At 70.9% G+C, this 22,552-nt stretch carries 21 protein-coding genes; 10 read left to right on the forward strand and 11 right to left on the reverse strand.

Translation table 11 applies throughout. From position 1 onward, the window contains the following. Window positions 1-89: 89 nt before the first annotated feature. A complete protein-coding gene (radA, locus tag ACFYWQ_RS40450; RefSeq protein ID WP_389524843.1) occupies window positions 90-1,499 on the forward strand; it encodes a DNA repair protein RadA in 1,410 nt (469 codons plus the stop codon). Between the two features lie 81 nt (window positions 1,500-1,580). After that, window positions 1,581-2,705, forward strand: coding sequence for a DNA integrity scanning diadenylate cyclase DisA (gene disA / locus ACFYWQ_RS40455; RefSeq protein WP_389524846.1), 1,125 nt, complete (start codon window positions 1,581-1,583; stop codon window positions 2,703-2,705). 358 nt (window positions 2,706-3,063) lie between these two features. On the opposite strand, the gene ACFYWQ_RS40460 is transcribed toward disA, so the two are convergent. Next, on the reverse strand, window positions 3,064-3,930 hold the full coding sequence (locus tag ACFYWQ_RS40460; RefSeq protein WP_389524848.1) for a hypothetical protein: 867 nt from the start codon (window positions 3,928-3,930) through the stop codon (window positions 3,064-3,066). A 328-nt stretch (window positions 3,931-4,258) separates the two neighbouring features. On the opposite strand from ACFYWQ_RS40460, the gene ACFYWQ_RS40465 reads away from it, so the two are divergent. The 5 genes from ACFYWQ_RS40465 to cseC all read left to right on the forward strand — a co-directional run bounded on the left by ACFYWQ_RS40465 (window position 4,259) and on the right by cseC (window position 9,272). Then, the gene (locus ACFYWQ_RS40465; RefSeq protein WP_389524851.1) at window positions 4,259-5,326 is read left to right on the forward strand and encodes an A/G-specific adenine glycosylase; all 1,068 of its coding nucleotides are present in this window, start codon (window positions 4,259-4,261) and stop codon (window positions 5,324-5,326) included. 356 nt (window positions 5,327-5,682) lie between these two features. After that, on the forward strand, window positions 5,683-6,225 hold the full coding sequence (locus ACFYWQ_RS40470; RefSeq protein WP_389524854.1) for a SigE family RNA polymerase sigma factor: 543 nt from the start codon (window positions 5,683-5,685) through the stop codon (window positions 6,223-6,225). Further along, window positions 6,210-6,875, forward strand: coding sequence for a hypothetical protein (locus ACFYWQ_RS40475; RefSeq protein WP_389524856.1), 666 nt, complete (start codon window positions 6,210-6,212; stop codon window positions 6,873-6,875). The genes ACFYWQ_RS40470 and ACFYWQ_RS40475 overlap by 16 nt, the downstream gene beginning before the upstream one ends. Before the next feature lie 270 nt (window positions 6,876-7,145). After that, window positions 7,146-7,847 carry a two-component system response regulator CseB gene (gene cseB, locus ACFYWQ_RS40480; RefSeq protein WP_389524859.1) on the forward strand — a complete coding sequence of 234 codons (702 nt, stop codon included), beginning with the start codon at window positions 7,146-7,148 and terminating at the stop codon, window positions 7,845-7,847. Between the two features lie 30 nt (window positions 7,848-7,877). Then, entirely contained in the window at window positions 7,878-9,272 is a 1,395-nt protein-coding gene (gene cseC, locus ACFYWQ_RS40485) for a two-component system sensor histidine kinase CseC (protein WP_389524862.1), read from the forward strand. A gap of 519 nt (window positions 9,273-9,791) precedes the next feature. Here the strand turns inward: cseC and ACFYWQ_RS40490 are convergent. Next, window positions 9,792-11,387, reverse strand: coding sequence for an MDR family MFS transporter (locus tag ACFYWQ_RS40490; RefSeq protein ID WP_389524865.1), 1,596 nt, complete (start codon window positions 11,385-11,387; stop codon window positions 9,792-9,794). 170 nt (window positions 11,388-11,557) lie between these two features. Here ACFYWQ_RS40490 and ACFYWQ_RS40495 point away from each other — a divergent pair, with 170 nt between their 5' ends. Then, the gene (locus ACFYWQ_RS40495) at window positions 11,558-12,151 is read left to right on the forward strand and encodes a TetR/AcrR family transcriptional regulator (RefSeq protein ID WP_389524868.1); all 594 of its coding nucleotides are present in this window, start codon (window positions 11,558-11,560) and stop codon (window positions 12,149-12,151) included. 15 nt (window positions 12,152-12,166) lie between these two features. On the opposite strand, the gene ACFYWQ_RS40500 is transcribed toward ACFYWQ_RS40495, so the two are convergent. Further along, the gene (locus ACFYWQ_RS40500) at window positions 12,167-12,760 is read right to left on the reverse strand and encodes a M23 family metallopeptidase (protein WP_389524871.1); all 594 of its coding nucleotides are present in this window, start codon (window positions 12,758-12,760) and stop codon (window positions 12,167-12,169) included. 524 nt (window positions 12,761-13,284) lie between these two features. Here ACFYWQ_RS40500 and ACFYWQ_RS40505 point away from each other — a divergent pair. Next, window positions 13,285-13,917, forward strand: a complete 633-nt coding sequence (locus ACFYWQ_RS40505) for an HAD family acid phosphatase (RefSeq protein ID WP_389524874.1) — start codon at window positions 13,285-13,287, stop codon at window positions 13,915-13,917. Between the two features lie 136 nt (window positions 13,918-14,053). Here the strand turns inward: ACFYWQ_RS40505 and ACFYWQ_RS40510 are convergent, their stop codons facing one another. After that, window positions 14,054-16,579, reverse strand: coding sequence for an ATP-dependent Clp protease ATP-binding subunit (locus tag ACFYWQ_RS40510; RefSeq protein ID WP_389524877.1), 2,526 nt, complete (start codon window positions 16,577-16,579; stop codon window positions 14,054-14,056). A 610-nt stretch (window positions 16,580-17,189) separates the two neighbouring features. Here ACFYWQ_RS40510 and ACFYWQ_RS40515 point away from each other — a divergent pair. Continuing rightward, on the forward strand, window positions 17,190-17,723 hold the full coding sequence (locus ACFYWQ_RS40515) for an SCO3374 family protein (RefSeq protein ID WP_389525149.1): 534 nt from the start codon (window positions 17,190-17,192) through the stop codon (window positions 17,721-17,723). Here ACFYWQ_RS40515 and ACFYWQ_RS40520 read toward each other — a convergent pair. From ACFYWQ_RS40520 to nadC, 7 genes are all read right to left on the reverse strand, one after another. Then, window positions 17,702-18,037 (reverse strand): Lsr2 family protein, encoded by a 336-nt coding sequence (locus tag ACFYWQ_RS40520; protein ID WP_385065922.1) that lies wholly within the window; start codon window positions 18,035-18,037, stop codon window positions 17,702-17,704. The two genes, ACFYWQ_RS40515 and ACFYWQ_RS40520, sit on opposite strands and share 22 nt — an antisense overlap. A gap of 225 nt (window positions 18,038-18,262) precedes the next feature. Beyond that, the gene (locus tag ACFYWQ_RS40525; protein WP_385065924.1) at window positions 18,263-18,796 is read right to left on the reverse strand and encodes an amino-acid N-acetyltransferase; all 534 of its coding nucleotides are present in this window, start codon (window positions 18,794-18,796) and stop codon (window positions 18,263-18,265) included. A 9-nt stretch (window positions 18,797-18,805) separates the two neighbouring features. Continuing rightward, a complete protein-coding gene (locus tag ACFYWQ_RS40530) occupies window positions 18,806-19,234 on the reverse strand; it encodes a BlaI/MecI/CopY family transcriptional regulator (RefSeq protein WP_389524882.1) in 429 nt (142 codons plus the stop codon). A gap of 140 nt (window positions 19,235-19,374) precedes the next feature. Beyond that, a complete protein-coding gene (locus ACFYWQ_RS40535; RefSeq protein WP_389524885.1) occupies window positions 19,375-19,554 on the reverse strand; it encodes a hypothetical protein in 180 nt (59 codons plus the stop codon). A gap of 75 nt (window positions 19,555-19,629) precedes the next feature. Continuing rightward, window positions 19,630-20,331: a hypothetical protein gene (locus ACFYWQ_RS40540; protein WP_389525152.1), complete on the reverse strand. Its 702-nt coding sequence runs from the start codon at window positions 20,329-20,331 to the stop codon at window positions 19,630-19,632. Window positions 20,332-20,745: 414 nt separating this feature from the next. Beyond that, on the reverse strand, window positions 20,746-21,543 hold the full coding sequence (locus tag ACFYWQ_RS40545; RefSeq protein WP_385065933.1) for a type III pantothenate kinase: 798 nt from the start codon (window positions 21,541-21,543) through the stop codon (window positions 20,746-20,748). 15 nt (window positions 21,544-21,558) lie between these two features. Further along, a complete protein-coding gene (gene nadC / locus ACFYWQ_RS40550) occupies window positions 21,559-22,548 on the reverse strand; it encodes a carboxylating nicotinate-nucleotide diphosphorylase (RefSeq protein WP_389524888.1) in 990 nt (329 codons plus the stop codon). Between the last annotated feature and the right edge of the window lie 4 nt (window positions 22,549-22,552).

A 22,552-nucleotide genomic window follows, 5' to 3' on the forward strand; every position in this document is an offset into this window, starting at 1 on the left:
GGCGAGAGGGGCCGGAGGGGCGCCTCGATCCGGTACCGCTCCTCCATGCTCCCGGCCGGTTGTCAGTCCCGGCGGTTACGGTTTCCTCCATGGCTGCCCGTACGAAGACCACCAAGGACCGCCCGTCCTACCGCTGCACCGAATGCGGCTGGCAGACGGCCAAGTGGCTCGGCCGCTGCCCCGAATGCCAGGCCTGGGGCACGGTCGAGGAGTACGGCACGCCCGCCGTCCGTACGACGACGCCGGGGCGCGTCACCACGTCCGCCCTGCCCATCGGCCAGGTCGACGGCCGTCAGGCCACCGCGCGCCCCACCGGCGTGCCCGAGCTGGACCGCGTCCTCGGCGGGGGGCTGGTCCCCGGCGCGGTCGTCCTCCTCGCCGGCGAGCCGGGCGTCGGCAAGTCCACACTCCTGCTCGACGTGGCCGCCAAGTCGGCGAGCGACGAGCACCGCACGCTCTATGTGACGGGCGAGGAGTCCGCGAGCCAGGTCCGCCTGCGCGCCGACCGCATCGGCGCCATCGACGACCACCTGTACCTGGCCGCCGAGACGGATCTGGCCGCTGTCCTGGGTCATTTGGACGCCGTGAAGCCGTCGCTGCTGATCCTCGACTCGGTGCAGACGGTGGCCTCCCCCGAGATCGACGGAGCGCCCGGGGGCATGGCCCAGGTCCGCGAGGTGGCGGGCGCCCTGATCCGCGCCTCCAAGGAACGCGGCATGTCCACGCTCCTCGTGGGCCACGTCACCAAGGACGGCGCGATCGCCGGCCCACGCCTCCTGGAACACCTGGTGGACGTCGTCCTGCACTTCGAGGGCGACCGGCACGCACGCCTGCGCCTCGTGCGGGGTGTCAAGAACCGCTACGGCGCCACCGACGAGGTCGGCTGCTTCGAACTGCACGACGAGGGCATCACCGGCCTCGCGGACCCCAGCGGGCTGTTCCTGACCCGTCGTGACGAACCGGTCCCCGGCACCTGCCTGACGGTCACCCTGGAGGGCCGCCGCCCCCTGGTCGCCGAGGTGCAGGCGCTCACCGTCGACTCGCAGATCCCCTCCCCGCGCCGGACGACGTCCGGCCTGGAGACGTCCCGGGTCTCGATGATGCTCGCGGTCCTGGAGCAGCGCGGCAGGATCAGCGCGCTCGGCAAGCGGGACATCTACTCCGCGACGGTCGGCGGAGTGAAGCTCTCGGAGCCGGCGGCGGACCTGGCGATCGCCCTCGCGCTGGCCTCCGCGGCAAGTGACACCCCGCTGCCCAAGAACCTCGTCGCGATCGGCGAAGTGGGCCTCGCGGGCGAGGTCAGACGGGTCACGGGCGTCCAGCGCCGGCTTACGGAAGCCCACCGTCTGGGCTTCACGCACGCCCTCGTACCGGGCGATCCCGGCAAGATCCCCTCCGGGATGAAGGTGCTGGAAGTCGCGGACATGGGGGACGCCCTGCGGGTCCTGCCGCGCTCCCGTCGCCGAGACGCCCCACGGGACGAGGAGGACCGCCGGTAGACTTTGCCCTGGTCTCGCCCGTCCGTACGAACCGAGTGCGCGAAACGGGAGCGCCCCAGACCCCGCGACCGGAGGAGTGCAGTGGCAGCCAACGACCGGGCGGCAGCTCCCGGAAAGTCCGGTGGGAGCTCCGGTGCCGACGGCCTGATGCGCGCCGCGCTGAGCGCGGTGGCCCCCGGCACGGCGCTGCGTGACGGCCTCGAGCGGGTGCTCCGCGGCAACACCGGAGGGCTCATCGTGCTGGGCTCCGACAAGACGGTCGAGCCGATGTGTACGGGCGGCTTCGTCCTGGACGTCGAGTTCACCGCCACCCGCCTGCGCGAGCTGTGCAAGCTCGACGGCGGCATCGTGCTCTCCTCCGACCTGTCGAAGATCCTCCGGGCCGGCGTCCAGCTCGTGCCGGACCCCACGATCCCGACGGAGGAGACGGGCACCCGCCACCGCACCGCGGACCGCGTCAGCAAACAGGTCGGCTTCCCGGTCGTCTCGGTCTCCCAGTCCATGCGGCTGATCGCGCTGTACGTCGACGGCCAGCGCCGCGTCCTGGAGGACTCGGCGGCGATCCTGTCCCGCGCCAACCAGGCCCTCGCCACCCTGGAGCGGTACAAACTCCGCCTCGACGAGGTCGCGGGGACGCTGTCGGCACTGGAGATCGAGGACCTGGTGACGGTCCGGGACGTCTCCGCGGTGGCCCAGCGACTGGAGATGGTGCGCCGCATCGCCACCGAAATCGCCGAATACGTGGTCGAACTGGGCACGGACGGCCGTCTCCTCGCCCTCCAGCTCGACGAGTTGATCGCGGGCGTGGAGCCGGAGCGGTCACTGGTGGTCCGGGACTACGTCCCCGAGCCCACCGCCAAGCGCTCCCGCACGGTCGACGAGGCACTGCACGAACTGGACGCCCTGTCCCACGCCGAGCTCCTGGAACTCTCCACGGTGGCACGCGCGTTGGGTTACACCGGTTCCCCCGAGGCCCTCGACTCGGCCGTCTCGCCGCGCGGCTTCCGCCTCTTGGCCAAGGTCCCGCGGCTGCCCGGAGCGATCATCGACCGCCTGGTGGAGCACTTCGGCGGACTCCAGAAACTCCTCGCCGCCAGCGTCGACGACCTCCAGACGGTCGACGGCGTGGGCGAGGCGCGGGCCCGCAGCGTCCGCGAGGGACTTTCCCGACTGGCGGAGTCCTCGATCCTGGAACGGTACGTCTGACGACCGGAGCGGTACGTACGACAGTCGGTGCGGTACGTACGACAGTCGGTGCGGTACGGCCGACGGTCGGAGCGGTACGTACGACGACCGGAGCGGCACACCTGACGACCAGAACGGTGCACCCGACCGTCACGGCGGTACGTCCGACGGCCGAAGCACCACCTCCGACGGCCGAGGCGGTACGCCCGATCGGTGGAGCGGTACGTACGACCGGCGGCGCAGTACGCCCGACCGACGCGATCAGTGCGTCCGATCGGTGGAGCAGTACGTCCGAGCGGCGGAGCGCCACGCCCGACCGGCGGGTGAGCCGGCGGCGCCTCCAGGGCTCCGGGTACGGCCCCGACGCACTGCCCCTGCCTCAGTCGGCCTCCAGCACGAACGACGTCTGCGCCTTCGCAAAGCCCGGAGCCTTCGCCTCCACCAGATACGTCCCGGCTCCCGCCACCCCCGCGGGAGGCGTCGCGCACTCCGCGGCACTGGGCTTGCGGTCCCACTTCAGGGTGTAGGTGAAGGTGCCGCCCGCCGGCACGCGGTACAGCACGCTTCCGGACACCGCGGGGCAGTCGGCGGACGACCAGTAGGCGTCCTCGGCGGTCGCCTGAGTGATCGTCAACACCGCGTTCTCCGGCCCGAGATCGACCTTGCAGTCGCTGCCCGAGGAGTTCTTCGCCGTCAGTTGGAACGTGGGCGTCTGGTCGGGCGAGTACGTGTTGCGGACGCTGCGCAGGCTCAACGTGACCACGCTCGCGGTGCAGTTGGGCAGAGTGGTCCCCGCCGGCAGCGCCGCGGACGAACCCGTTCCGGCGGAGCCGCTGCCGGAGCCCGCCGAGCCCCCGCCGCTCGTGCCGGAACCTCCCGACCCGGAGCCGCCACCCGAACCCGCGTCCGCACCGGACCCATCGGAGGAACCGGACCCACCGGTGTCACCGGAGCCGCCGGACCCACCGGTGTCACCGGACCCGGCGGAACTCTCATCGCCCGACTCGTCGCGCCCGCCCGGGTTCTGACTGATCGCCGGCCCCGACCCCGACGGCCCCGGCGTGATGGAGGGCGCCGGATTCTTGCCGTTGCCCCCGTCTGCGCCGTTGTCACCGCCGCCCCCGCCCGAGGTGACGATCAACGCGATCACCAACGCCAACAGGGCTGCCACGGACAGCAGTACAACCCTCCGTCGCCAGTAGATGGAGGAGGGAAGCGGCCCGACCGGATTGCGCAGAGATCCCACGGCGCAAACTGTACGAGAGATCATCGCGTTCCCTGGCCCCACCCGCCGCCAGGACTACAACTTTTCCGGATCATCATCCCGGACACGGCGGCCCCGCACCTTACTTACGCCTCTCGCCCACATGGCCGGTCACCCCGCGTGACGACCCACAACAGAACGCCCACGCTCGGTGACGTCGCCGAAATTTCGCATTCGCACGCCTTGCAGCTTTGGCCATAGCTACCGGCGGGCCGTCCCCGCAGCCGGCGGGGGCGCGCCGCTCCGCGCCCACGCCGCCGGGTGGCGGTACGCGCGCGTGCCCCGGTGCGCATGGCAGGATCGAAAGGCCATGACTGCGCCCACGAAGCCCCCGCACAGCAGCCCCACCGACGCCGACGCCGTCCCCGGACCCCCCTTCGGAGAGCAGTCGCCCTCCGCCCCCACCGCCGGGACGAGCACCGCCCCCACCACCGGAACGACCACCGCACCGACCACCGGCACACTCACCGGGACGTTCACCGGAACCGCCGCCGGGGAGGTCTCCGGCGCGCACCTGCACTCCCCGGTGATCGACTGGTTCGACGACAACGCCCGCGACCTGCCCTGGCGGCGCCCGGAGGCCGGCGCCTGGGGTGTGATGGTCAGCGAGTTCATGCTCCAGCAGACGCCGGTCAACCGTGTCCTGCCGGTCTACGAGCAGTGGCTCGCGCGCTGGCCGCGCCCCGCCGACCTGGCGGCGGAGGCGCCCGGCGAGGCCGTCCGCGCGTGGGGCCGGCTCGGCTACCCGCGCCGCGCCCTGCGCCTGCACGGCGCCGCGTCGGCCATAACGGAACGGCACGGCGGCGACGTACCGTCGGACCACGCGCAACTGCTGGCCCTGCCCGGCATCGGCGAGTACACGGCCGCCGCCGTCGCCTCCTTCGCGTACGGCCAGCGGCACGCCGTTCTGGACACCAACGTGCGCCGGGTCTTCGCCCGCGCGGTGACTGGCGTGCAGTACCCGCCGAACGCCACCACGGCCGCCGAGCGCAGGCTGGCGCGCGCCCTGCTCCCCGAGGACGAGCGGACCGCCGCCCGCTGGGCCGCCGCGTCCATGGAACTCGGGGCGCTGGTGTGCACGGCCAAGAACGAGACCTGCCACCGCTGCCCGATCACCGCGCAGTGCGCCTGGCGGCTCGCGGGCAAGCCGGAGCACGACGGTCCGCCCCGCCGGGGGCAGACGTACGCCGGGACGGACCGGCAGGTGCGGGGCAAGCTGCTCGCCGTGCTGCGCGACGCGCACGCGCCCGTGCCGCAGGCGGCCCTCGACCGGGTCTGGCACGAACCGGTGCAACGCGCGCGTGCCCTGGACGGGCTCGTCGCGGACGGTCTGGTGGAGCCGCTGCCCGGCGGCCTGTACCGCCTCCCCCTGACCTGACACGGCGTCGCGCCTGACCTGGCACAGGGTCGCGTTCGACCTGACACAGGGTCACGTCACAGACGGCGGCCCTCTCCCCCGGCCCGCACCCGGCCGTTCGTCACGCCTCACCCCACCCACTCACCCGACGAATCACCCCATAACCGCACGATACGGTTCGCTTCTTTATCTGCGCCCTACTTCCGTTACACAACCGACGGACAGCCGAGGGGTGACCGCGGGCTGCCTCGGACAGTGCCGTGACAACACCTCCGTAGCGTCGTTCGCGTACCCGGCAGCGACACGCGGGCACAGACCAGAAGCGGGGAAACCGGCGGCTCCGGCCGACCGGCACGGGGACACGGAGGCGGTTGATCATGGCGCAGGGCGAGGTGCTCGAGTTCGAGGAGTACGTCCGCACCCGGCAGGACGCGCTGCTGCGCAGCGCCCGTCGGCTGGTGCCGGACCCGGTCGAGGCGCAGGACCTGCTCCAGACCGCGCTGGCCCGGACGTACGGCCGTTGGGAGGGCATCGCGGACAAGCGGCTCGCCGACGCCTATCTGCGCCGAGTCATGATCAACACGCGGACGGAGTGGTGGCGGGCCCGGAGGCTGGAGGAAGTGCCCACCGAGCAGCTGCCGGACGCCTCCGTGAACGACTCCACCGAGCAGCACGCGGACCGCGCCCTTCTGATGGACGTGCTGAAGGTGCTCGCTCCCAAGCAGCGCAGCGTCGTCGTCCTGCGGCACTGGGAGCAGATGTCCACGGAGGAGACGGCGGCCGCCCTCGGCATGTCGGCGGGAACGGTCAAGAGCACGCTGCACCGGGCACTCGCCCGGCTCCGCGAGGAGCTGGAAGCCCGCGATCTCGACGCACGCGCGCTGGAGCGTGAGGAGCGGGAGCGTTGCGCGGCGGCCTGACCGAGGCCCGGCCCACCACACCGGTCCGGGGCACCGTCCAGGCGGCGACCACGGCGGCGGCCGTCCTCGCCGCCCTCGCCTTGGTCGTCTCCGCGTGCGCCGCCGGCGGCACCGGCGCCCGCGACGAGGGGCCGGCCCGCGGCGACGCGGCCGTCGGCGCGGCCACGGCCTCCCCGTCGGCCGCTCCCACCGAAGCCTCCGACCGGGTGGACGCGGTACGGCTCGTCAAGGAGGACCCCGCGGTCTCGGCGGAGGTCAAGCGCGAGCTGAAGCCGTGCGCCGGCGACGAGTACCCGGTCGACGTGTCCTACGGCGCTCTCACCGGCGGCTCCGGCAACGACATCGTCGTGAACGTACTGACCTGCGGCGATGCCATCGGCGTCGGCTCCTACGTGTACCGGAAGCGCGACGGCCGCTACGAGAACGTGTTCAAGGCCGAGGAGTCCCCGGTGTACGCGGAGCTGGACCGCGGCGCCCTGGTGGTCACCAAGCAGGTGTACGAGAAGGGCGACCCGGTCTCCAGTCCGTCCGGCGAGAACGTGACCACGTACCGCTGGGCCTCGGACCGCTTCGTCGAGGAGTACAGCTGGCACAACGACTACAGCAGCGTCGTCGGCGGGGACGGCTCGACGGAGTCCGAGGGGGGATGAGCCCCGGCCGGCGCGGGCTGAGCCCTCCCGGGAGCTGGGACCGGGAGCCAGGAGCTGGGACCGGGAGCCGGGGCCGCGGGGGGTCCGGGAGCCGGGGCCGCGGAGGGTCCGGGAGCCGGGGCCGCGGAGAGTCCGGGAGCCGGGGCCGCGGAGGGTCCGGGAGAAAATCTCCCGTCGCGTGAACCGTTCGGGCCGCCCGGTCCGATGAACCAGTGAACGACACAGCCGACAGACGTACGGCCGACACCCACGAGGACTGAGAGCACCGGGATGGCAGACCAGACCCACGTCCTGTTCGTCGAGGACGACGACGTCATCCGCGAGGCCACCCAACTCGCCCTGGAGCGGGACGGCTTCGCGGTCACCGCGATGCCCGACGGCCTGTCCGGCCTGGAGGCGTTCCGGGCCGACCGCCCGGACATCGCGCTGTTGGACGTCATGGTGCCCGGCCTGGACGGCGTGAGCCTGTGCCGGCGCATCCGCGACGAGTCCACCGTGCCGGTGATCATGCTGTCCGCGCGCGCCGACTCCATCGACGTCGTCCTCGGTCTGGAGGCCGGTGCCGACGACTACGTCACCAAGCCGTTCGACGGAGCCGTCCTGGTCGCCCGTATCCGCGCCGTCCTGCGCCGCTTCGGGCACGCGGGCGGCGGCGACCGCACCGAGCCCGGCGGCTCTGCCACGGGCGGGGTGCTGACCTTCGGCGAACTGGCGGTCGACACCGAGGGGATGGAGGTGCGCCGGGCCGGACGGCCGGTGGCCCTCACCCCTACCGAGATGCGTCTGCTGCTGGAGTTCTCCTCGGCCCCGGGCACGGTCCTGTCGCGGGACAGACTGCTGGAACGTGTCTGGGACTACGGCTGGGGAGGCGACACCCGGGTCGTGGACGTCCATGTGCAGCGCCTGCGGACCAAGATCGGCCAGGACCGCATCGAGACGGTCCGCGGCTTCGGCTACAAACTGAAGGCCTGAGCGGGACGGGGGATGCCGGGGATGCGGGGGATGCGGGGGATGCGGGGGCACCTGGTTCCGGCCCGCGTGGAGCGCGCGGCCGTCCGCACCGGCCTGTGGTGGAGGCCGAGCGCGGGCATCCGCACCGGCCTGCGGTGGAAGCTGAGCGCGGCCATCGCGCTGGTAGGCGCGCTGGTGGCGGTCGCGCTCAGCCTGGTCGTGCACAACGCGGCCCGGGTGTCCATGCTGGACAACGCACGGGACCTCGCCGACGAACGCATCCAGATCGCGCAGCGCAACTACGACGTGTCCGGCCGCGCCAACTTCCCCAGCATCGAGATCGACGACCCCCGTCTGCCGTCGGAGCTGCGGGAGAAGGTCGAGGAGGGCCGACGGGCGACGTTCGTCTCCGAGCACGCGGCGGGCGGCGCGCCGAGCATCTGGGCGGCCGTGCCGCTCAAGGGCGGCCATGTGCTCTCCCTGCACACCGGGTTCACCGACCGCAGCACGGACATCCTCAAGGACCTCGACCAGGCCCTGGTGATCGGCTCCATCGCGGTCGTCCTGGGCGGCAGCGCGCTCGGTGTACTCATCGGGGGGCAGCTGTCCCGCCGGCTGCGCAAGGCGGCGGCCGCCGCCAACCAGGTCGCCAAGGGCGAGACGGACGTCCGGGTGCGGGACGCCATCGGCGGGGTCGTCCGGGACGAGACCGACGACCTGGCGCGGGCGGTCGACGCCATGGCGGACGCCCTCCAGCAGCGGCTGGAGGCCGAGCGCAGAGTCACCGCCGACATCGCGCACGAGCTGCGCACGCCCGTGACAGGACTGCTCACCGCCGCCGAGCTGCTGCCGCCCGGCCGGCCCACGGAACTGGTCCTGGACCGGGCCCAGGCCATGCGCACCCTCGTCGAGGACGTGCTGGAGGTGGCCCGCCTCGACGGCGCCTCGGAGCGCGCGGAGTTGCAGGACGTCCTGCTGGGCGAGTTCGTCGCCCGGCGTGTCGCTGCCAAGGATCCCGCGGTCGAGGTCCGCGTGGTGCACGAGTCGATGGTGACCACCGATCCCCGGCGTCTGGAGCGCGTGCTGTTCAACCTGCTCGCCAACGCCGGCCGGCACGGCAGACCGCCCGTCCAGGTCACCGTGGAGGGCCGGGTCATCCGGGTCCGCGACCACGGCCCCGGCTTCCCCGACGACCTGCTCGCCGAGGGCCCGAGCCGCTTCCGCACCGGCAGCAGCGACCGCGCCGGCCATGGTCACGGGCTCGGTCTGACCATCGCCGCGGGCCAGGCCCGCGTCCTGGGCGCCCGGCTCACCTTCCGCAACGTACGACCGGCCGGGGCGCCGGAGCACATACCCGCCGACGGCGCCGTCGCCGTCCTGTGGCTGCCGGAACACGCACCGACGAACACGGGGAGCTACCCGATGCTGCCGATGTCCGGGCAGTAGACCGCCGTACGGGCCGAAGCGGTCCCGTGGTCCGGGCCATAGCGATCCCGTGGTCCGGGCCGAAGCAGTCCCGTGGTCCGGGCCATAGCGATCCCGTGCGCGGGGCCGAAGCAGTCCCGTGGTCCGGGCCATAGCGATCCCGTGCGCGGGTCTCACCGGCCCGACGACTCCGGCGCCCCTGGGCGGCTCCAGCGACCCCGGCGGCTCCGAACAGCTCAGGCGACCCCGGCGGCCCCGGCACCCCTGGGCAAACCGGTTTCGCGGGAGGCCATGGTTCCAGGCCCCCCCGGTGGCTCCGGGTAGCTGCGGGCGCCCCCGGCACCCCAGCACCCCCGGGTGACCACCGCGTGCGTGCCCCGGCTCCGGCGGCCTCGCCCCCCCGTCGCGGCCCCGGCTGCTCCTACGACGGGAATGGCCCCCTGAGCGGTCACCCGCCGGGGGCCTCCGGTGAGGCCGGGACCGGTGCCGCGCCGTCCGTCGGCGCGGTCGGCGCGGCACCGGTCCCGTCATGTCATCCGGTCAGACGGACTCCGCCACCGGCACCGTCGGGACTGCGGCCTCGTCCGCGGGCCCCTCCGGCTTCGGGCCGGTCCCCCGCAGCGGAACCTCCTTGACGAAGAAGGACGCCACCAGCGCGATCACAGCCACCACCGAGCCGAGGAGGAACGCCGCGTGGGTTCCGTCGGAGACCGCGTACTGGTAGGCCTCCCGGGCCGCCGCCGGAAGCTTGGCGAGGCTGGCCGCGTCCAGCTGCGCGGACTGCTCGGTGACCGCGGAGCCCAGCGCGCCGGCCCGCTCGGCCATGACGTCCTCGACCCGGCTGTTGAACAGCGCGCCCATGATCGCGACACCGAAGGAGGAGCCGAGCGTACGGAAGAGGGTGGTCGACGAGGAGGCGACCCCCATGTCCTTCATCTCCACGCTGTTCTGCGCGACCAGCATGGTGATCTGCATCAGACAGCCCATGCCGAGACCCACGACGGCCATGAACACGCCGGAGGTGAGCCGGGAGGTCCCGGTGTCCATCGTGGACAGCAGGTACAGCCCGACGATCATCAGGGCGCCGCCGACGATGGGGAAGATCTTGTAGCGGCCGCTGTTGGTGGTGATGCGGCCCGCGACGATCGAGGTCACGAGCATCGCGCCCAGCATCGGCAGGAGCAACAGCCCGGAGTTGGTCGCGGACGCGCCCTGCACGGACTGCTGGTACAGCGGAAGGAAGAGGGTGGCGCCGAACATCACGAAGCCGGTGATGAAGCCGATGAGGGACATCAGCGTGAAGTTGCGGCTGCGGAAGATGTGCAGCGGCACGATCGGCTCGGCGGCCCTGGTCTGCCAGAACACGAACCCGACCAGCGAGGCGACACCGATGCCGATCAGCTCCATGATCCGCGCGGAGCCCCAGGCGTACTCCGTGCCGCCCCAGGTGGTGACGAGCACGATGGCCGTGATGCCGATGGTCAGCAGTGCGGCGCCCAGGTAGTCGATGCGGGCCTGGGACCGCTTCCTCGGCAGGTGGAGGACGGCGGTGATGAGGCCCAGGGCCACGATGCCGAGCGGCAGGTTGATGTAGAAGGCCCAGCGCCAGCCCCAGTGGTCGGTGATGGTGCCTCCGACGAGCGGACCGCCGATCATCGCGATCGCCATCACTCCGGCCATCATGCCCTGGTACCTGCCGCGCTCCCGCGGCGGGACCAGATCACCGATGATCGCCATGACGCCGACCATCAGTCCGCCGGCACCCAGGCCCTGAACGGCGCGGAACGCGATCAGCTGGCCCATGTCCTGGGCCATGCCGCTCAGCGCCGACCCGATCAGGAAGATCACGATCGAGCTCAGGAAGGCGCCCTTGCGCCCGTACATGTCGCCGAGCTTGCCCCAGATGGGGGTGGAGGCGGCGGTCGCGAGGGTGTACGACGTGACCACCCACGACAGGTGCTCCAGGCCTCCGAGCTCGCCCACGATCGTCGGCATCGCCGTACCCACGATCATGTTGTCGAGCATCGCGAGCATCATCGTGATCATGAGCGCGAGCATGACGACCCGTACGCTCTTCGGTTCCTTGGCGGCCGGCGTGACGCCGGCGCCCGTCTGTTCGCTTGGTGTGTCCGCCATCGTTCCCACTCCCCCAGGGCGCTCACTTACTTGCCGCCCGGCTAGTTCACTACACTGGGAAAGTAGACCCCTAACTAGCCGGGCGTCAAGTAAGTTCCAGCCCGGGGCGGCGGGTAAGTTTTTCTTACCGAGTCGTGGGCGAGTGTCGCGGCAGCGCGAGGAGTACGAGGATGGACGTCACCATGGACGGCACCAGGCAGCAGCGCCGAGGCAACACCCGCCAGCGCATTCAGGACGTGGCCCTTGAACTCTTCGCCGAGCAGGGGTACGAGAAGACCTCGCTGCGCGAGATCGCCGAGCGCCTGTCGGTCACGAAGGCGGCCCTCTACTACCACTTCAAGACCAAGGAAGAGATCGTCGTCAGCATCTTCACGGATCTGATGAAACCGATCGAGGACCTGATCGAGTGGGGCAAGGCGCAGCCGCACACCCTCGAGACCAAGCGGGAACTCGTCCGCCGCTACAGCCAGGCCCTCAACAACGCCGTCCCCCTCTTCCGGTTCATGCAGGAGAACCAGGCGACGGTGCGGGAGCTGCAGATCGGGGGGTCCTTCAAGGACCGTCTGGGCAGTCTGCGCGACATCATCATCGACCCGGACGCCCCCCTGGCCGACCAGGTCCGCTGCGTGAGCGCGATCTTCACGCTGCACGCCGGCATGTTCTTCCTCCAGGACATCGAAGGCGACCCCGAGGACAAGCGCGAAGCCGTCCTCGAGGTCGCCATCGATCTGGTCACCCAGGCCCACCAGGGCGCGCGGCCCTAGGGCAGCCCTCTCGGGTCAGACGCTGAGGCCCTTGGCCCGCAGGAACGCGACCGGGTCGATCGCCGAGCCGTAGTTGGGGGTCGTACGGATCTCGAAGTGCAGGTGCGGGCCGCTGGAGTTGCCGGTGTTGCCGGACAGGGCGATGCGCTGGCCGGTCTTGACGATCTGGCCGACCTTCACCTCGATGCGCGACAGGTGGGCGTACTGGGAGTACGTGCCGTTGCCGTGCTTGATGACGATGGCGTTGCCGTAGGCGGGGCCGTCACCGGCGCCGTTGCCGCCGGCCTTGACCACGGTGCCGCCGTGCGCGGCCACGACCTTGGTGCCGCTCGGGACGGCGAAGTCCTGCCCGCTGTGGGTGGACTGCCACATGGCACCGTTCTGGTGGAAGCTGGCGGACTTGGTGTACTTCGCGACCGGCTTGACCCAGCCGGTGGAGGCGGCCGCCTTCACCGCCGCGGCCTGGACGGCGGGCTGAGCTGCGGGCTGGACGGCGGACGCCACTCCGCTCCCCAGGACGACCGAGGCGCCGAGAGTGGCGGCCCCGACCGCCACGCGGGTGCGGAACTGGGACGTACGGGAGGAACGGAACGTGACGCGCTGGAACATCGAAACCTCATGGGAGCCGGGGGCAGAGAAAACCACCCGACGGACGTCCGCCGGATGGGCCATTCCTTGGTAACCCACGGACCCGGAAAGCCTCAAACGTGTGATCTACGACAGAATCTAGTAGATCGTCGCGAAAGAGAGCACTTCTTGACAGTTCGCACCTTGCTACCACTTCCCCCAATTCGACCCATATCGCCCACATTCGATGCACCGTTCTGCACCTTTGGGCCGTTTTGTCGGGTTCATCTGATCCACTAATCAGGCTAGTAACGGACAAATCGCCTGTGCGGCACGTCACCAGCCACCCGCCCCAAGGGACTTCGGAATGTGACGGGGGCTACTCGCCCCTACTCCCTCTCCTTTTCGGCGAGTTGTGGCCCACACCACGATCACGCGCTCAAGGCTGTGACCGGGCTCTCAGGGTGCACTACCGTCCAGTAACCCGCTGGTTCCCCTCAAGCCATACCCTTCGATGAGCATGCTCACGACATCCACAGCGCCCTGGACGCGAGAGGACCCCCACCATGAGCAGAGGCAGCTGGACACGCCACATCGCCCTGACCGCCGCGGCCACGGCCGCCGTCACCGCGATGGCCGTCCCGGCAGCGGACGCGGCCGACACCGGCACCACGGCCGTGTCGGCCGCGGCCGCTGCCGCGGTGGCCGTGGACTACGACACCTGGCAGGCGGACTGCCAGGCCGTGATGGACCAGGCCCTGCCCTACCTGAAGCAGCGCATCGCCGCCCCGGTGCCGGGCGAGAAGCAGGCGATCGTCTTCGACGTGGACAACACCACCCTGGAGACCGACTTCGGCTTCAGCTACCCCCAGCCGGCCAACGCCCCCGTCCTCGACGTCGCCGAGTACGCGCAGGAGCACGGCGTCGCACTGTTCTTCGTCACGGCCCGCCCCGGGATCATCGCCTCGGTGACCGACTACAACCTCCAGCACGTCGGCTACCAGGTCTCCGGTCTCTACGTCCGCGGCCTCCTGGACCTCTTCCAGGACGTCGCCGACTACAAGACCGCCCAGCGCGTCGACATCGAGGCCGACGGCTACACGATCATCGCGAACATCGGCAACAGCGCCACCGACCTGTCCGGCGGCCACGCCGAGAAGACGTTCAAGCTGCCCGACTACGACGGGCAGCTGTCGTAGCCGACGACGAACGGCCCTCACCGGGGCACGCGTAAGGGGCCGGTGCTCCTCAGAGCACCGGCCCCTTACGTCAGGTCCGTCAGGTCCGTCAGACCCGTCGGGTTCCGTCAGGTCCGTCGGGCGAACTCCTGGACGCTCACGCGTCCTTGCTCAGGTTCGGTCCGGCGCCGCCGGCCGCCTGCTCGATCGGCGGGACGTCCGGCAGGGCCGACTTCTCCTCACCCCGGAAGGTGAAGGTCTTGGTCTCGCCCTCGCCCTCGGTGTCCACGACCACGATGTGACCGGGGCGCAGCTCGCCGAAGAGGATCTTCTCCGACAGCGTGTCCTCGATCTCGCGCTGGATGGTGCGGCGCAGCGGACGCGCACCCAGCACGGGGTCGTAACCCTTCTTGGACAGCAGCTCCTTGGCGGACTGGGAGAGCTCGATGCCCATGTCCCGGTCCTTCAGGCGCTCGTCGACCTTGCTGATCATCAGGTCGACGATCCGCAGGATGTCCGCCTGCGTCAGCTGCGGGAACACGACGACGTCGTCGACGCGGTTGAGGAACTCGGGCCGGAAGTGCTGCTTCAGCTCGTCCGAAACCTTGTTCTTCATGCGCTCGTAGTTGGTCTTCGTGTCGCCTGCGGCCGCGAAGCCGAGGTTGAAGCCCTTGGAGATGTCCCGGGTGCCGAGGTTGGTCGTCATGATGATGACCGTGTTCTTGAAGTCCACGACCCGGCCCTGGGAGTCGGTCAGGCGACCGTCCTCCAGGATCTGCAGCAGCGAGTTGAAGATGTCCGGGTGGGCCTTCTCGACCTCGTCGAAGAGGACGACGGAGAACGGCTTGCGGCGGACCTTCTCGGTCAGCTGGCCGCCCTCTTCGTAGCCCACGTATCCGGGCGGGGAACCGAAGAGACGCGACACCGTGTGCTTCTCGCTGAACTCCGACATGTCGAGGGAGATCAGCGCGTCCTCGTCACCGAAGAGGAACTCGGCGAGCGCCTTGGACAGCTCGGTCTTACCGACACCGGACGGGCCGGCGAAGATGAACGAACCACCGGGGCGCTTGGGGTCCTTCAGACCGGCGCGGGTACGGCGGATCGCCTTCGACAGCGCCTTGACGGCGTCGTTCTGGCCGATGACCCGCTTGTGGAGCTCGTCCTCCATGCGGAGCAGCCGGCTGGACTCCTCCTCGGTCAGCTTGAAGACCGGGATGCCCGTCGCCGTGGCGAGGACCTCGGCGATCAGCTCGCCGTCGACCTCGGCGACGACGTCCATGTCGCCGGCCTTCCACTCCTTCTCCCGCTTGGCCTTGGCGGCCAGGAGCTGCTTCTCCTTGTCGCGGAGGGAGGCTGCCTTCTCGAAGTCCTGCGAGTCGATCGCGGACTCCTTGTCGCGGCGGACGCCGGCGATCTTCTCGTCGAACTCGCGCAGGTCCGGCGGAGCGGTCATCCGGCGGATGCGCATCCGGGAACCGGCCTCGTCGATCAGGTCGATCGCCTTGTCCGGCAGGAAGCGGTCCGAGATGTACCGGTCGGCCAGGGTGGCGGCCTGGACCAGTGCCTCGTCGGTGATGGAGACGCGGTGGTGTGCCTCGTACCGGTCGCGCAGGCCCTTGAGGATCTCGATGGTGTGCGGCAGGGACGGCTCGGCGACCTGGATGGGCTGGAAGCGGCGCTCCAGGGCCGCGTCCTTCTCCAGGTGCTTGCGGTACTCGTCCAGCGTGGTCGCACCGATGGTCTGGAGCTCACCGCGGGCCAGCATCGGCTTCAGGATGGAGGCCGCGTCGATGGCGCCCTCGGCGGCACCCGCACCGACCAGCGTGTGGAGCTCGTCGATGAACAGGATGATGTCGCCGCGGGTGCGGATCTCCTTGAGCACCTTCTTCAGGCGCTCCTCGAAGTCACCGCGGTAGCGGGAGCCGGCGACCAGCGCGCCGAGGTCCAGGGTGTAGAGGTGCTTGTCCTTGAGGGTCTCGGGCACCTCGCCCTTGACGATGGCCTGGGCGAGGCCCTCGACGACGGCGGTCTTGCCGACGCCGGGCTCACCGATCAGCACCGGGTTGTTCTTGGTACGGCGGGACAGCACCTGCATGACCCGCTCGATCTCCTTCTCGCGCCCGATGACCGGGTCGAGCTTGGACTCACGAGCGGCCTGGGTGAGGTTCCGGCCGAACTGGTCGAGGACCAGGGACGTCGAGGGCGTGCCCTCGGCAGGCCCGCCGGCGGTGGCGGTCTCCTTGCCCTGGTAGCCGGAGAGCAGCTGGATGACCTGCTGCCGCACCCGGTTGAGATCTGCGCCCAGCTTGACCAGGACCTGGGCGGCGACGCCCTCGCCCTCGCGGATCAGGCCGAGCAGGATGTGCTCCGTGCCGATGTAGTTGTGACCCAGCTGAAGGGCCTCGCGGAGCGACAGCTCCAGGACCTTCTTGGCACGGGGAGTGAAGGGGATGTGGCCCGAGGGAGCCTGCTGGCCCTGGCCGATGATCTCCTCCACCTGCTGGCGGACCGCCTCGAGCGAAATCCCGAGGCTCTCAAGGGCCTTGGCGGCGACACCCTCACCCTCGTGGATCAGGCCCAGGAGGATGTGCTCGGTGCCGATGTAGTTGTGGTTGAGCATCCGGGCTTCTTCCTGAGCCAGGACGACAACCCGCCGCGCGCGGTCGGTGAACCTCTCGAACATCGTTAATCGCTCCTCAGAGCGGTCAGGCAGTGGGGGGAACTTCCCCTCCCTGTCCTTCCGCAGCTTAGTCCCGCAAGCGGGGACCGCTCATTCCAACTGCCGACACCGTCGATGGCCTCCTGACCCCGAACGCCGACATCTGCTCCAACCCGATGGTGCGAGACGATGTTCCCGCAGGCCAGACAGTTACCCCCTTCGCCAGTACGCCGATGGCGAACGTGAGACGTCCCGTCCTGCGTGTCGACCCCTCCCACTAGGGATGTCTTACCCGCTGCGACTGACAGTCCATGCCGCGTGCACCGGTTCCCTCCGCTATGGGCGAACAACCTCACGCCCCCCGGGATCCCCGCGCGCCCCCACTTTCGGCACGCTGGGCATCCGAATGAATACTCAGCGTAACTCGCGGGCGTTCCGGACGGTTGCGCTTGGCATGGTTGGCTCGGTCCTCTCGGACACCCTCCGGGACGGTCGCCCGGCCGTTCCCCCGGGCACTCCTCCGGCTCTCCCGACTCTTCCGGCCGCTCTCGTCACATCTGATACGGCCGATACCGCCGATACGACTGATACGGCCGACGCCGCCGACGCGGCCGATACCGCCGATACCGCCGAAATCGCCGGTACGGCCGCCCGTGTCCGCGGCTGGTACGAGAACGAACTGGGGTGGGCGACGGTGCCCGGGACGCCGGTGCGGCTTGCGGTCGGCGTGCGGTTCGACGTCCTGGAGGTACCGGCCGAGGCGGGTCACGCGGCTCTGCGGCGCCTGGCGCCGGGCTCTCCCGTGGCCGTCGAGGGGGAGCGGATGTGGCTCCTGGTGGCCGCGGGCAGCGCGGGGGAGCTGCCGGGGATCCTTCAGTGGCTCGACTGGGGGGTGCTGCCGCTGGAGCTTCGGGCGATCGGCGCGGGCGGCCTCATCGAGGCGCCCCTGCCGCCGGGCGCGGAGTCCGCCGGGACTGCGCAGGGGGCCGCCCTGTGGGTACGGCCCCCCGTGGCCGGGCGCGAGATCGAGGCCTCATTGGCGACGGTGTCGGCCCTGGGGGGCGGTGGGGGCGCCCCCGATCTGGTGCGGTGGGTGGACACGCTGGCGACGCAGTGTCACCGTGTCCGGCTGTGGCGCGCCTGCGCTCAGCCGTTGGCCTTCTCGTAAGCCTCGCGAATGGAAGCGGGAACGCGGCCACGGTCGTTGACCTCGTAACCGTTCTCCTTCGCCCATGCGCGGATCTGCGCGGTGTCCTGGCTGCCACCGGAAGCGGCGCGTGTCTTTCCGCGTCCGCCCGAAGCGCGGCCACCGGTACGACGGCCACCCTTCACATAGGGGTCGAGAAGGCCGCGCAGCTTGTCCGCATTGGCCGTCGTGAGATCGATCTCGTAGGTCTTGCCGTCCAGCGCGAACGTAACGGTCTCGTCCGCCTCGCCGCCGTCGAGGTCGTCGACAAGAAGGACCTGAACCTTCTGTGCCACCGGATTTCCTTTCATCGATAACGTGAGGGCCGGGGCTCTGCGGCGTGCGCCGTTTCGCCGCCCCTGTTATATGCAGTACTGCAGTACGTCGGAAAGCAAACCGCTTTTGCTGGAAAAACACAAACCCCCGGCAGAGGCCTGCGGCCCGCCCACCGTCCGGAAAGATACGCGTTTCGGACATAGGGCACCCGGGCAACGGCGTCCGGCCCGGAATGGACGGGACGATCACAGATGCAGAAGCATCCGGCTGTTGCCCAAGGTGTTCGGTTTCACTCGTTCGAGTCCGAGGAACTCGGCGACGCCCTCGTCATAGGAACGCAACAGCTCCGCGTAGACATCGGTGTCGACCGGCGTCTCGCCGATCTCCACGAAGCCGTGCTTGCTGAAGAAGTCGACTTCGAAGGTCAGGCAGAAAACGCGGCGAACGCCCAGCCAGCGGGCGGTGTGCAGCAACTTCTCCAACAACTGGTGACCCACGCCGGCGCCCTTCAGGCCGGGCTTCACCGCGAGAGTGCGGACTTCCGCGAGGTCTTCCCACATCACGTGCAGGGCGCCGCAGCCGACGACCTCGGCGTTGTCGTCCCGTTCGGCGACCCAGAACTCCTGGATGTCCTCGTAAAGCGTCACGGTCGCTTTGTCGAGCAGGATGCGGTCGCGGACGTACGCGTCAAGGAGACGGCGGACGACGGGGACATCGCTGGTCCGGGCCCGGCGGACGGTGATGGCTTTAGCGCTGACTTCGGGACTCCGTGCTGACATGTGCGGACGCTATCGCCCGTCGGGTCCGGTTGCCGAGCCGGGGTTCTGGTTCTCCCCGGCACTCGTCGGCCGGGGGGCTTCGGAGGTTTCCGGACCTTGGACGATGCGCACCGCGTCCCGCAGGGCGTACCGCTGTTCCTCGCTCATCATGCCGAAGAAGGCGACGAGAGCGGCGGCGGGGTTGTCGCTCTGCGCCCAGGCGTCGTTCATCAGGGCTGCGGCGTAGGCGGCGCGGGTGGAGACCGCCTCATATCGATAGGCCCGGCCTTCCGCCTCGCGGCGGACCCAGCCCTTCTGATGGAGATTGTCCAAAACGGTCATCACCGTGGTGTAGGCGATGGACCGTTCCTGCTGGAGGTCTTCCAGGACTTCTCGAACGGTCACCGGGCGGTTCCACTTCCACACCCGCGTCATGACCGCGTCTTCGAGTTCTCCCAATGGGCGAGGCACACCTCAGAACAATAGTGGGAGATCTCGCCCATCGCGTGCCGGACGTGCACGTTCACTGCCGAAGGCGAACAAAAAGGGCGTACGGCTGCCGGGAGGCTGCCGTACGCCGTGCGGGGGGGGCGTCCAGGTCAGGCGTCGGGCTGGGCGGAGGGCCGGGGGGCACGCTCCGCGCGCGCGAGGGCGGCGTCGACGGCCGCGTCCTCCTTGGCCTTGGCGGCCCCGCCCTGGGTCTTCACGATCACCCTGACCACACCGATGAAGAACGCCGCCATGACGACGGGGGGCACGAGCGCGGAGACGTAGTCCATGGATCCAGGGTAGCCAGGGTCGAGGGGGGCTCCGGGGCGGGGTCGGGCGCGGCGGGGCGCCCCGGTGCCGTTCCCTCAGCAGACCGCGAGCCGCCGCTTCCCGGCCCCGGCGGGCGGCGGGACCGGTTTGCGGCGCGGGAAGACCTCGCCCGGCGTGGGGACGGGCCGGCGCGGGGGCTCGGGCGCGGCGGGCTTCACGGGCACGGGGCCGGGGGCGGGGTGGGGTGCGGCGGGCCGCTGGGCGGGTTTCTTCCCCGGCTCCCCGTCCGTGCCGTCCGCGGCCACGGCGGCCCGGCCGCCGGGCACCCGGTCCACGACCACCCCCGCCCGGCCCCCCGGCAGGGCCAGGAGGCGCGTACGGGACACCGGCACGACGCGAGCCGCCGGAGCGGGCCGACGGGCCGTCTGGCGCGCCAGGCGGGCGCGTACGTCCTGTTCCGCGAGGACCTGGCAGTGGGCCAGGAGGGCGGCCGCCGCCGGATTGCCGCGCAGGGCGCGCAGGGCGGCGAGGTCGTCCGCGCCGGGCCGGTGGCCGGCTGCCAGGACCTCCTCCAGCAGCGTGAGGTATCCGGCCGCGGTGCCGGGCAGGGCGGCGCGGTACCGGGCGAGGTCGGCCACCAGGAAGGCCCGCAGCCGGGCGGTCTCACGCACCGCCTCGTCGAGGGACTCGGCGAGGCGGTGGCAGTCCTGGACGTCCTCGGCCGAGGCGGGACCGGGGTGGAGGGCGAGGGCGAGAGCGCGGCGGAGCACACGCAGCTCCTCCGCGCCGAACGCCATGCCGCCGCGGGATCCGTATGGCGTGGGCATGCGGCGACGATACGCGCTAATCAGACAATCTCGGCATAACGGTCAGGCGTGGCGTGCCCGAATCCGCCCGCGGCCTGCGCCGGCTCACCCGTGCGGGCGACCCGGCGCGGGCCGGCGCAGGTCGGCGCGGGCCGGTCCTGATCCGGTCCCGGTCAGGGCTTGTCTGGTCCTGTTCCGGTCCTGCGGTCCGGTCTTGTCCGGTCCCGTTCCGGTCCTGGGGTCCGGTCTTGTCCGGTCCCGTTCCAGACCGGTTCCAGGCCGGGCCGTAGGAAGACGGGTCCCGTCTCCGCGCGGAGCGGGGCGTACCTGTCCGGGCACGCCCCGGTCCGCGCGCCCCCGCGGCCGCCTGGACCGGCGCGCGGCGGCCCGGGGGGCGTGCGCCGGTCACATGCGCGACACGTTCCGCTCGTACACCAGGCGCAGTCCGATCAGCGTCAGCCACGGTTCGTGCTCGTCGATCACCGAGGACTCGCCCAGCACCATCGGCGCCAGGCCGCCGGTGGCGATCACCGTGACGTCGTCCGGGTCGTCCGCCAGCTCGCGTGCCATCCGGCTGACGACGCCGTCCACCTGGCCCGCGAAGCCGTAGACCACGCCCGCCTGCATCGCCTCGACCGTGTTCTTGCCGATCACGCTGCGGGGGCGGGCCACCTCGATCTTGCGCAGTTGCGCGGCCTTGATGCCGAGGGCCTCCACGGAGATCTCGATGCCGGGGGCGATGACGCCGCCGACGTACTCCCCGCGCGCGCTGATCGCGTCGAACGTCGTCGCCGTGCCGAAGTCGACGACGATCGCGGGACCGCCGTAGAGCTCGTTCGCGGCGACCGCGTTGATGATGCGGTCGGCCCCGACCTCCTTGGGGTTGTCGAAGAGGATCGGCACGCCGGTCTTCACGCCGGGCTCGACGAGCACCGCGGGCACGTCGCCGTAGTAGCGGCGGGTCACCTCGCGCAGCTCGTGGAGCACCGAGGGGACGGTCGCGCAGATCGCGATGCCGTCGATGCCGTCGCCCAGCTCCACCCCGAGGAGGGGGTGCATGCCCATCAGGCCCTGGAGGAGCACCGCGAGCTCGTCGGCCGTACGGCGGGAGTCCGTCGAGATGCGCCAGTGCTCGACGATGTCCTCACCGTCGAACAGGCCGAGCACGGTGTGCGTGTTCCCCACGTCGATCGTCAGCAGCATGGCCGGATCCCGCTCCTACTCCGCCGCTCGCAGGTCCAGGCCGATGTCGAGGATCGGCGAGGAGTGGGTCAGGGCGCCCACGGCCAGGAAGTCGACGCCGGTGTCGGCGTACGCCTTGGCGTTGTCCAGGGTGAGCCGGCCGGACGCCTCCAGCAGCGCGCGCCCGCCGACGATGCCGACGGCCTCCGCGCACTCGCCGGGGGTGAAGTTGTCGAGCAGGACCAGGTCGGCGCCGGCGTCCACGACCTCGCGCAGCTGGTGCAGGGTGTCGACCTCGACCTCGATCGGCACGTCCGGGAAGGCCTCGCGCACGGCCTCGAAGGCCTGGGCGACACCGCCCGCGGCGACCACGTGGTTGTCCTTGACCAGGGCCGCGTCGGACAGCGACATGCGGTGGTTCACCCCGCCGCCGCAGCGGACGGCGAACTTCTCCAGGGCGCGCAGGCCCGGGGTGGTCTTGCGGGTGTCCCGCACCCGTGCCTTGGTGCCCTCCAGGACGTCCGCCCACGCGCGCGTGGCGGTCGCGATGCCGGACAGGCGGCACATCAGGTTGAGCGCGCTGCGCTCGGCGGTGAGCAGGTCGCGGGTACGCGTGGTGACCGACAGCAGCTTCTGTCCGGCCTCCACGCGGTCGCCGTCCTCCACGTGCCGCTCGACCTCGAACTCGTCCGTGCAGACGACCGAGAGCACGGCCTCGGCGACGCGCAGGCCCGCCACCACGCCCGCCTCCCGCGCGGTGAAGTCGGCGGTGGCGACCGCGTCCTCGGGGATGGTCGCGACGGTCGTCACGTCCACGCCGTTGTCCAGGTCCTCCTGGATGGCGACGTTGGCGATGTCCTCGACCTCCAGCGGGTCGAGCCCGGCGTCGGCCAGGAGCTGGGCGAGCGCGGGGTCCAGCCCGCACTCCAGGTACTCCTCGTCGTCGTGGCCGGCGTCCGCGCCGCAGGCGCAGCCGTCGCCGCAGCCGCCGCTCTGGACGAGGGGAAGGTCCTCGGGGGTGCTCACTTGT

The sequence above is a fragment of the Streptomyces sp. NPDC003247 genome, from assembly GCF_042888135.1.
Lineage (GTDB): Bacteria > Actinomycetota > Actinomycetes > Streptomycetales > Streptomycetaceae > Streptomyces.

Excerpts from the sequence above, each read along its gene's own strand:
- ACFYWQ_RS40545 (WP_385065933.1), bottom strand. The coding sequence starts at position 21,543 with ATGCTGCTGACGATCGACGTGGGGAACACGCACACCGTGCTCGGCCTG.
- ACFYWQ_RS40510 (WP_389524877.1), bottom strand. The coding sequence starts at position 16,579 with ATGTTCGAGAGGTTCACCGACCGCGCGCGGCGGGTTGTCGTCCTGGCT.
- cseC (WP_389524862.1), top strand. The coding sequence starts at position 7,878 with ATGCGGGGGATGCGGGGGCACCTGGTTCCGGCCCGCGTGGAGCGCGCG.
- ACFYWQ_RS40525 (WP_385065924.1), bottom strand. The coding sequence starts at position 18,796 with ATGTCAGCACGGAGTCCCGAAGTCAGCGCTAAAGCCATCACCGTCCGC.
- ACFYWQ_RS40470 (WP_389524854.1), top strand. The coding sequence starts at position 5,683 with ATGGCGCAGGGCGAGGTGCTCGAGTTCGAGGAGTACGTCCGCACCCGG.
- ACFYWQ_RS40465 (WP_389524851.1), top strand. The coding sequence starts at position 4,259 with ATGACTGCGCCCACGAAGCCCCCGCACAGCAGCCCCACCGACGCCGAC.
- ACFYWQ_RS40535 (WP_389524885.1), bottom strand. The coding sequence starts at position 19,554 with ATGGACTACGTCTCCGCGCTCGTGCCCCCCGTCGTCATGGCGGCGTTC.
- radA (WP_389524843.1), top strand. The coding sequence starts at position 90 with ATGGCTGCCCGTACGAAGACCACCAAGGACCGCCCGTCCTACCGCTGC.
- ACFYWQ_RS40490 (WP_389524865.1), bottom strand. The coding sequence starts at position 11,387 with ATGGCGGACACACCAAGCGAACAGACGGGCGCCGGCGTCACGCCGGCC.
- ACFYWQ_RS40495 (WP_389524868.1), top strand. The coding sequence starts at position 11,558 with ATGGACGTCACCATGGACGGCACCAGGCAGCAGCGCCGAGGCAACACC.
- ACFYWQ_RS40500 (WP_389524871.1), bottom strand. The coding sequence starts at position 12,760 with ATGTTCCAGCGCGTCACGTTCCGTTCCTCCCGTACGTCCCAGTTCCGC.
- ACFYWQ_RS40540 (WP_389525152.1), bottom strand. The coding sequence starts at position 20,331 with ATGGCGTTCGGCGCGGAGGAGCTGCGTGTGCTCCGCCGCGCTCTCGCC.
- ACFYWQ_RS40505 (WP_389524874.1), top strand. The coding sequence starts at position 13,285 with ATGAGCAGAGGCAGCTGGACACGCCACATCGCCCTGACCGCCGCGGCC.
- cseB (WP_389524859.1), top strand. The coding sequence starts at position 7,146 with ATGGCAGACCAGACCCACGTCCTGTTCGTCGAGGACGACGACGTCATC.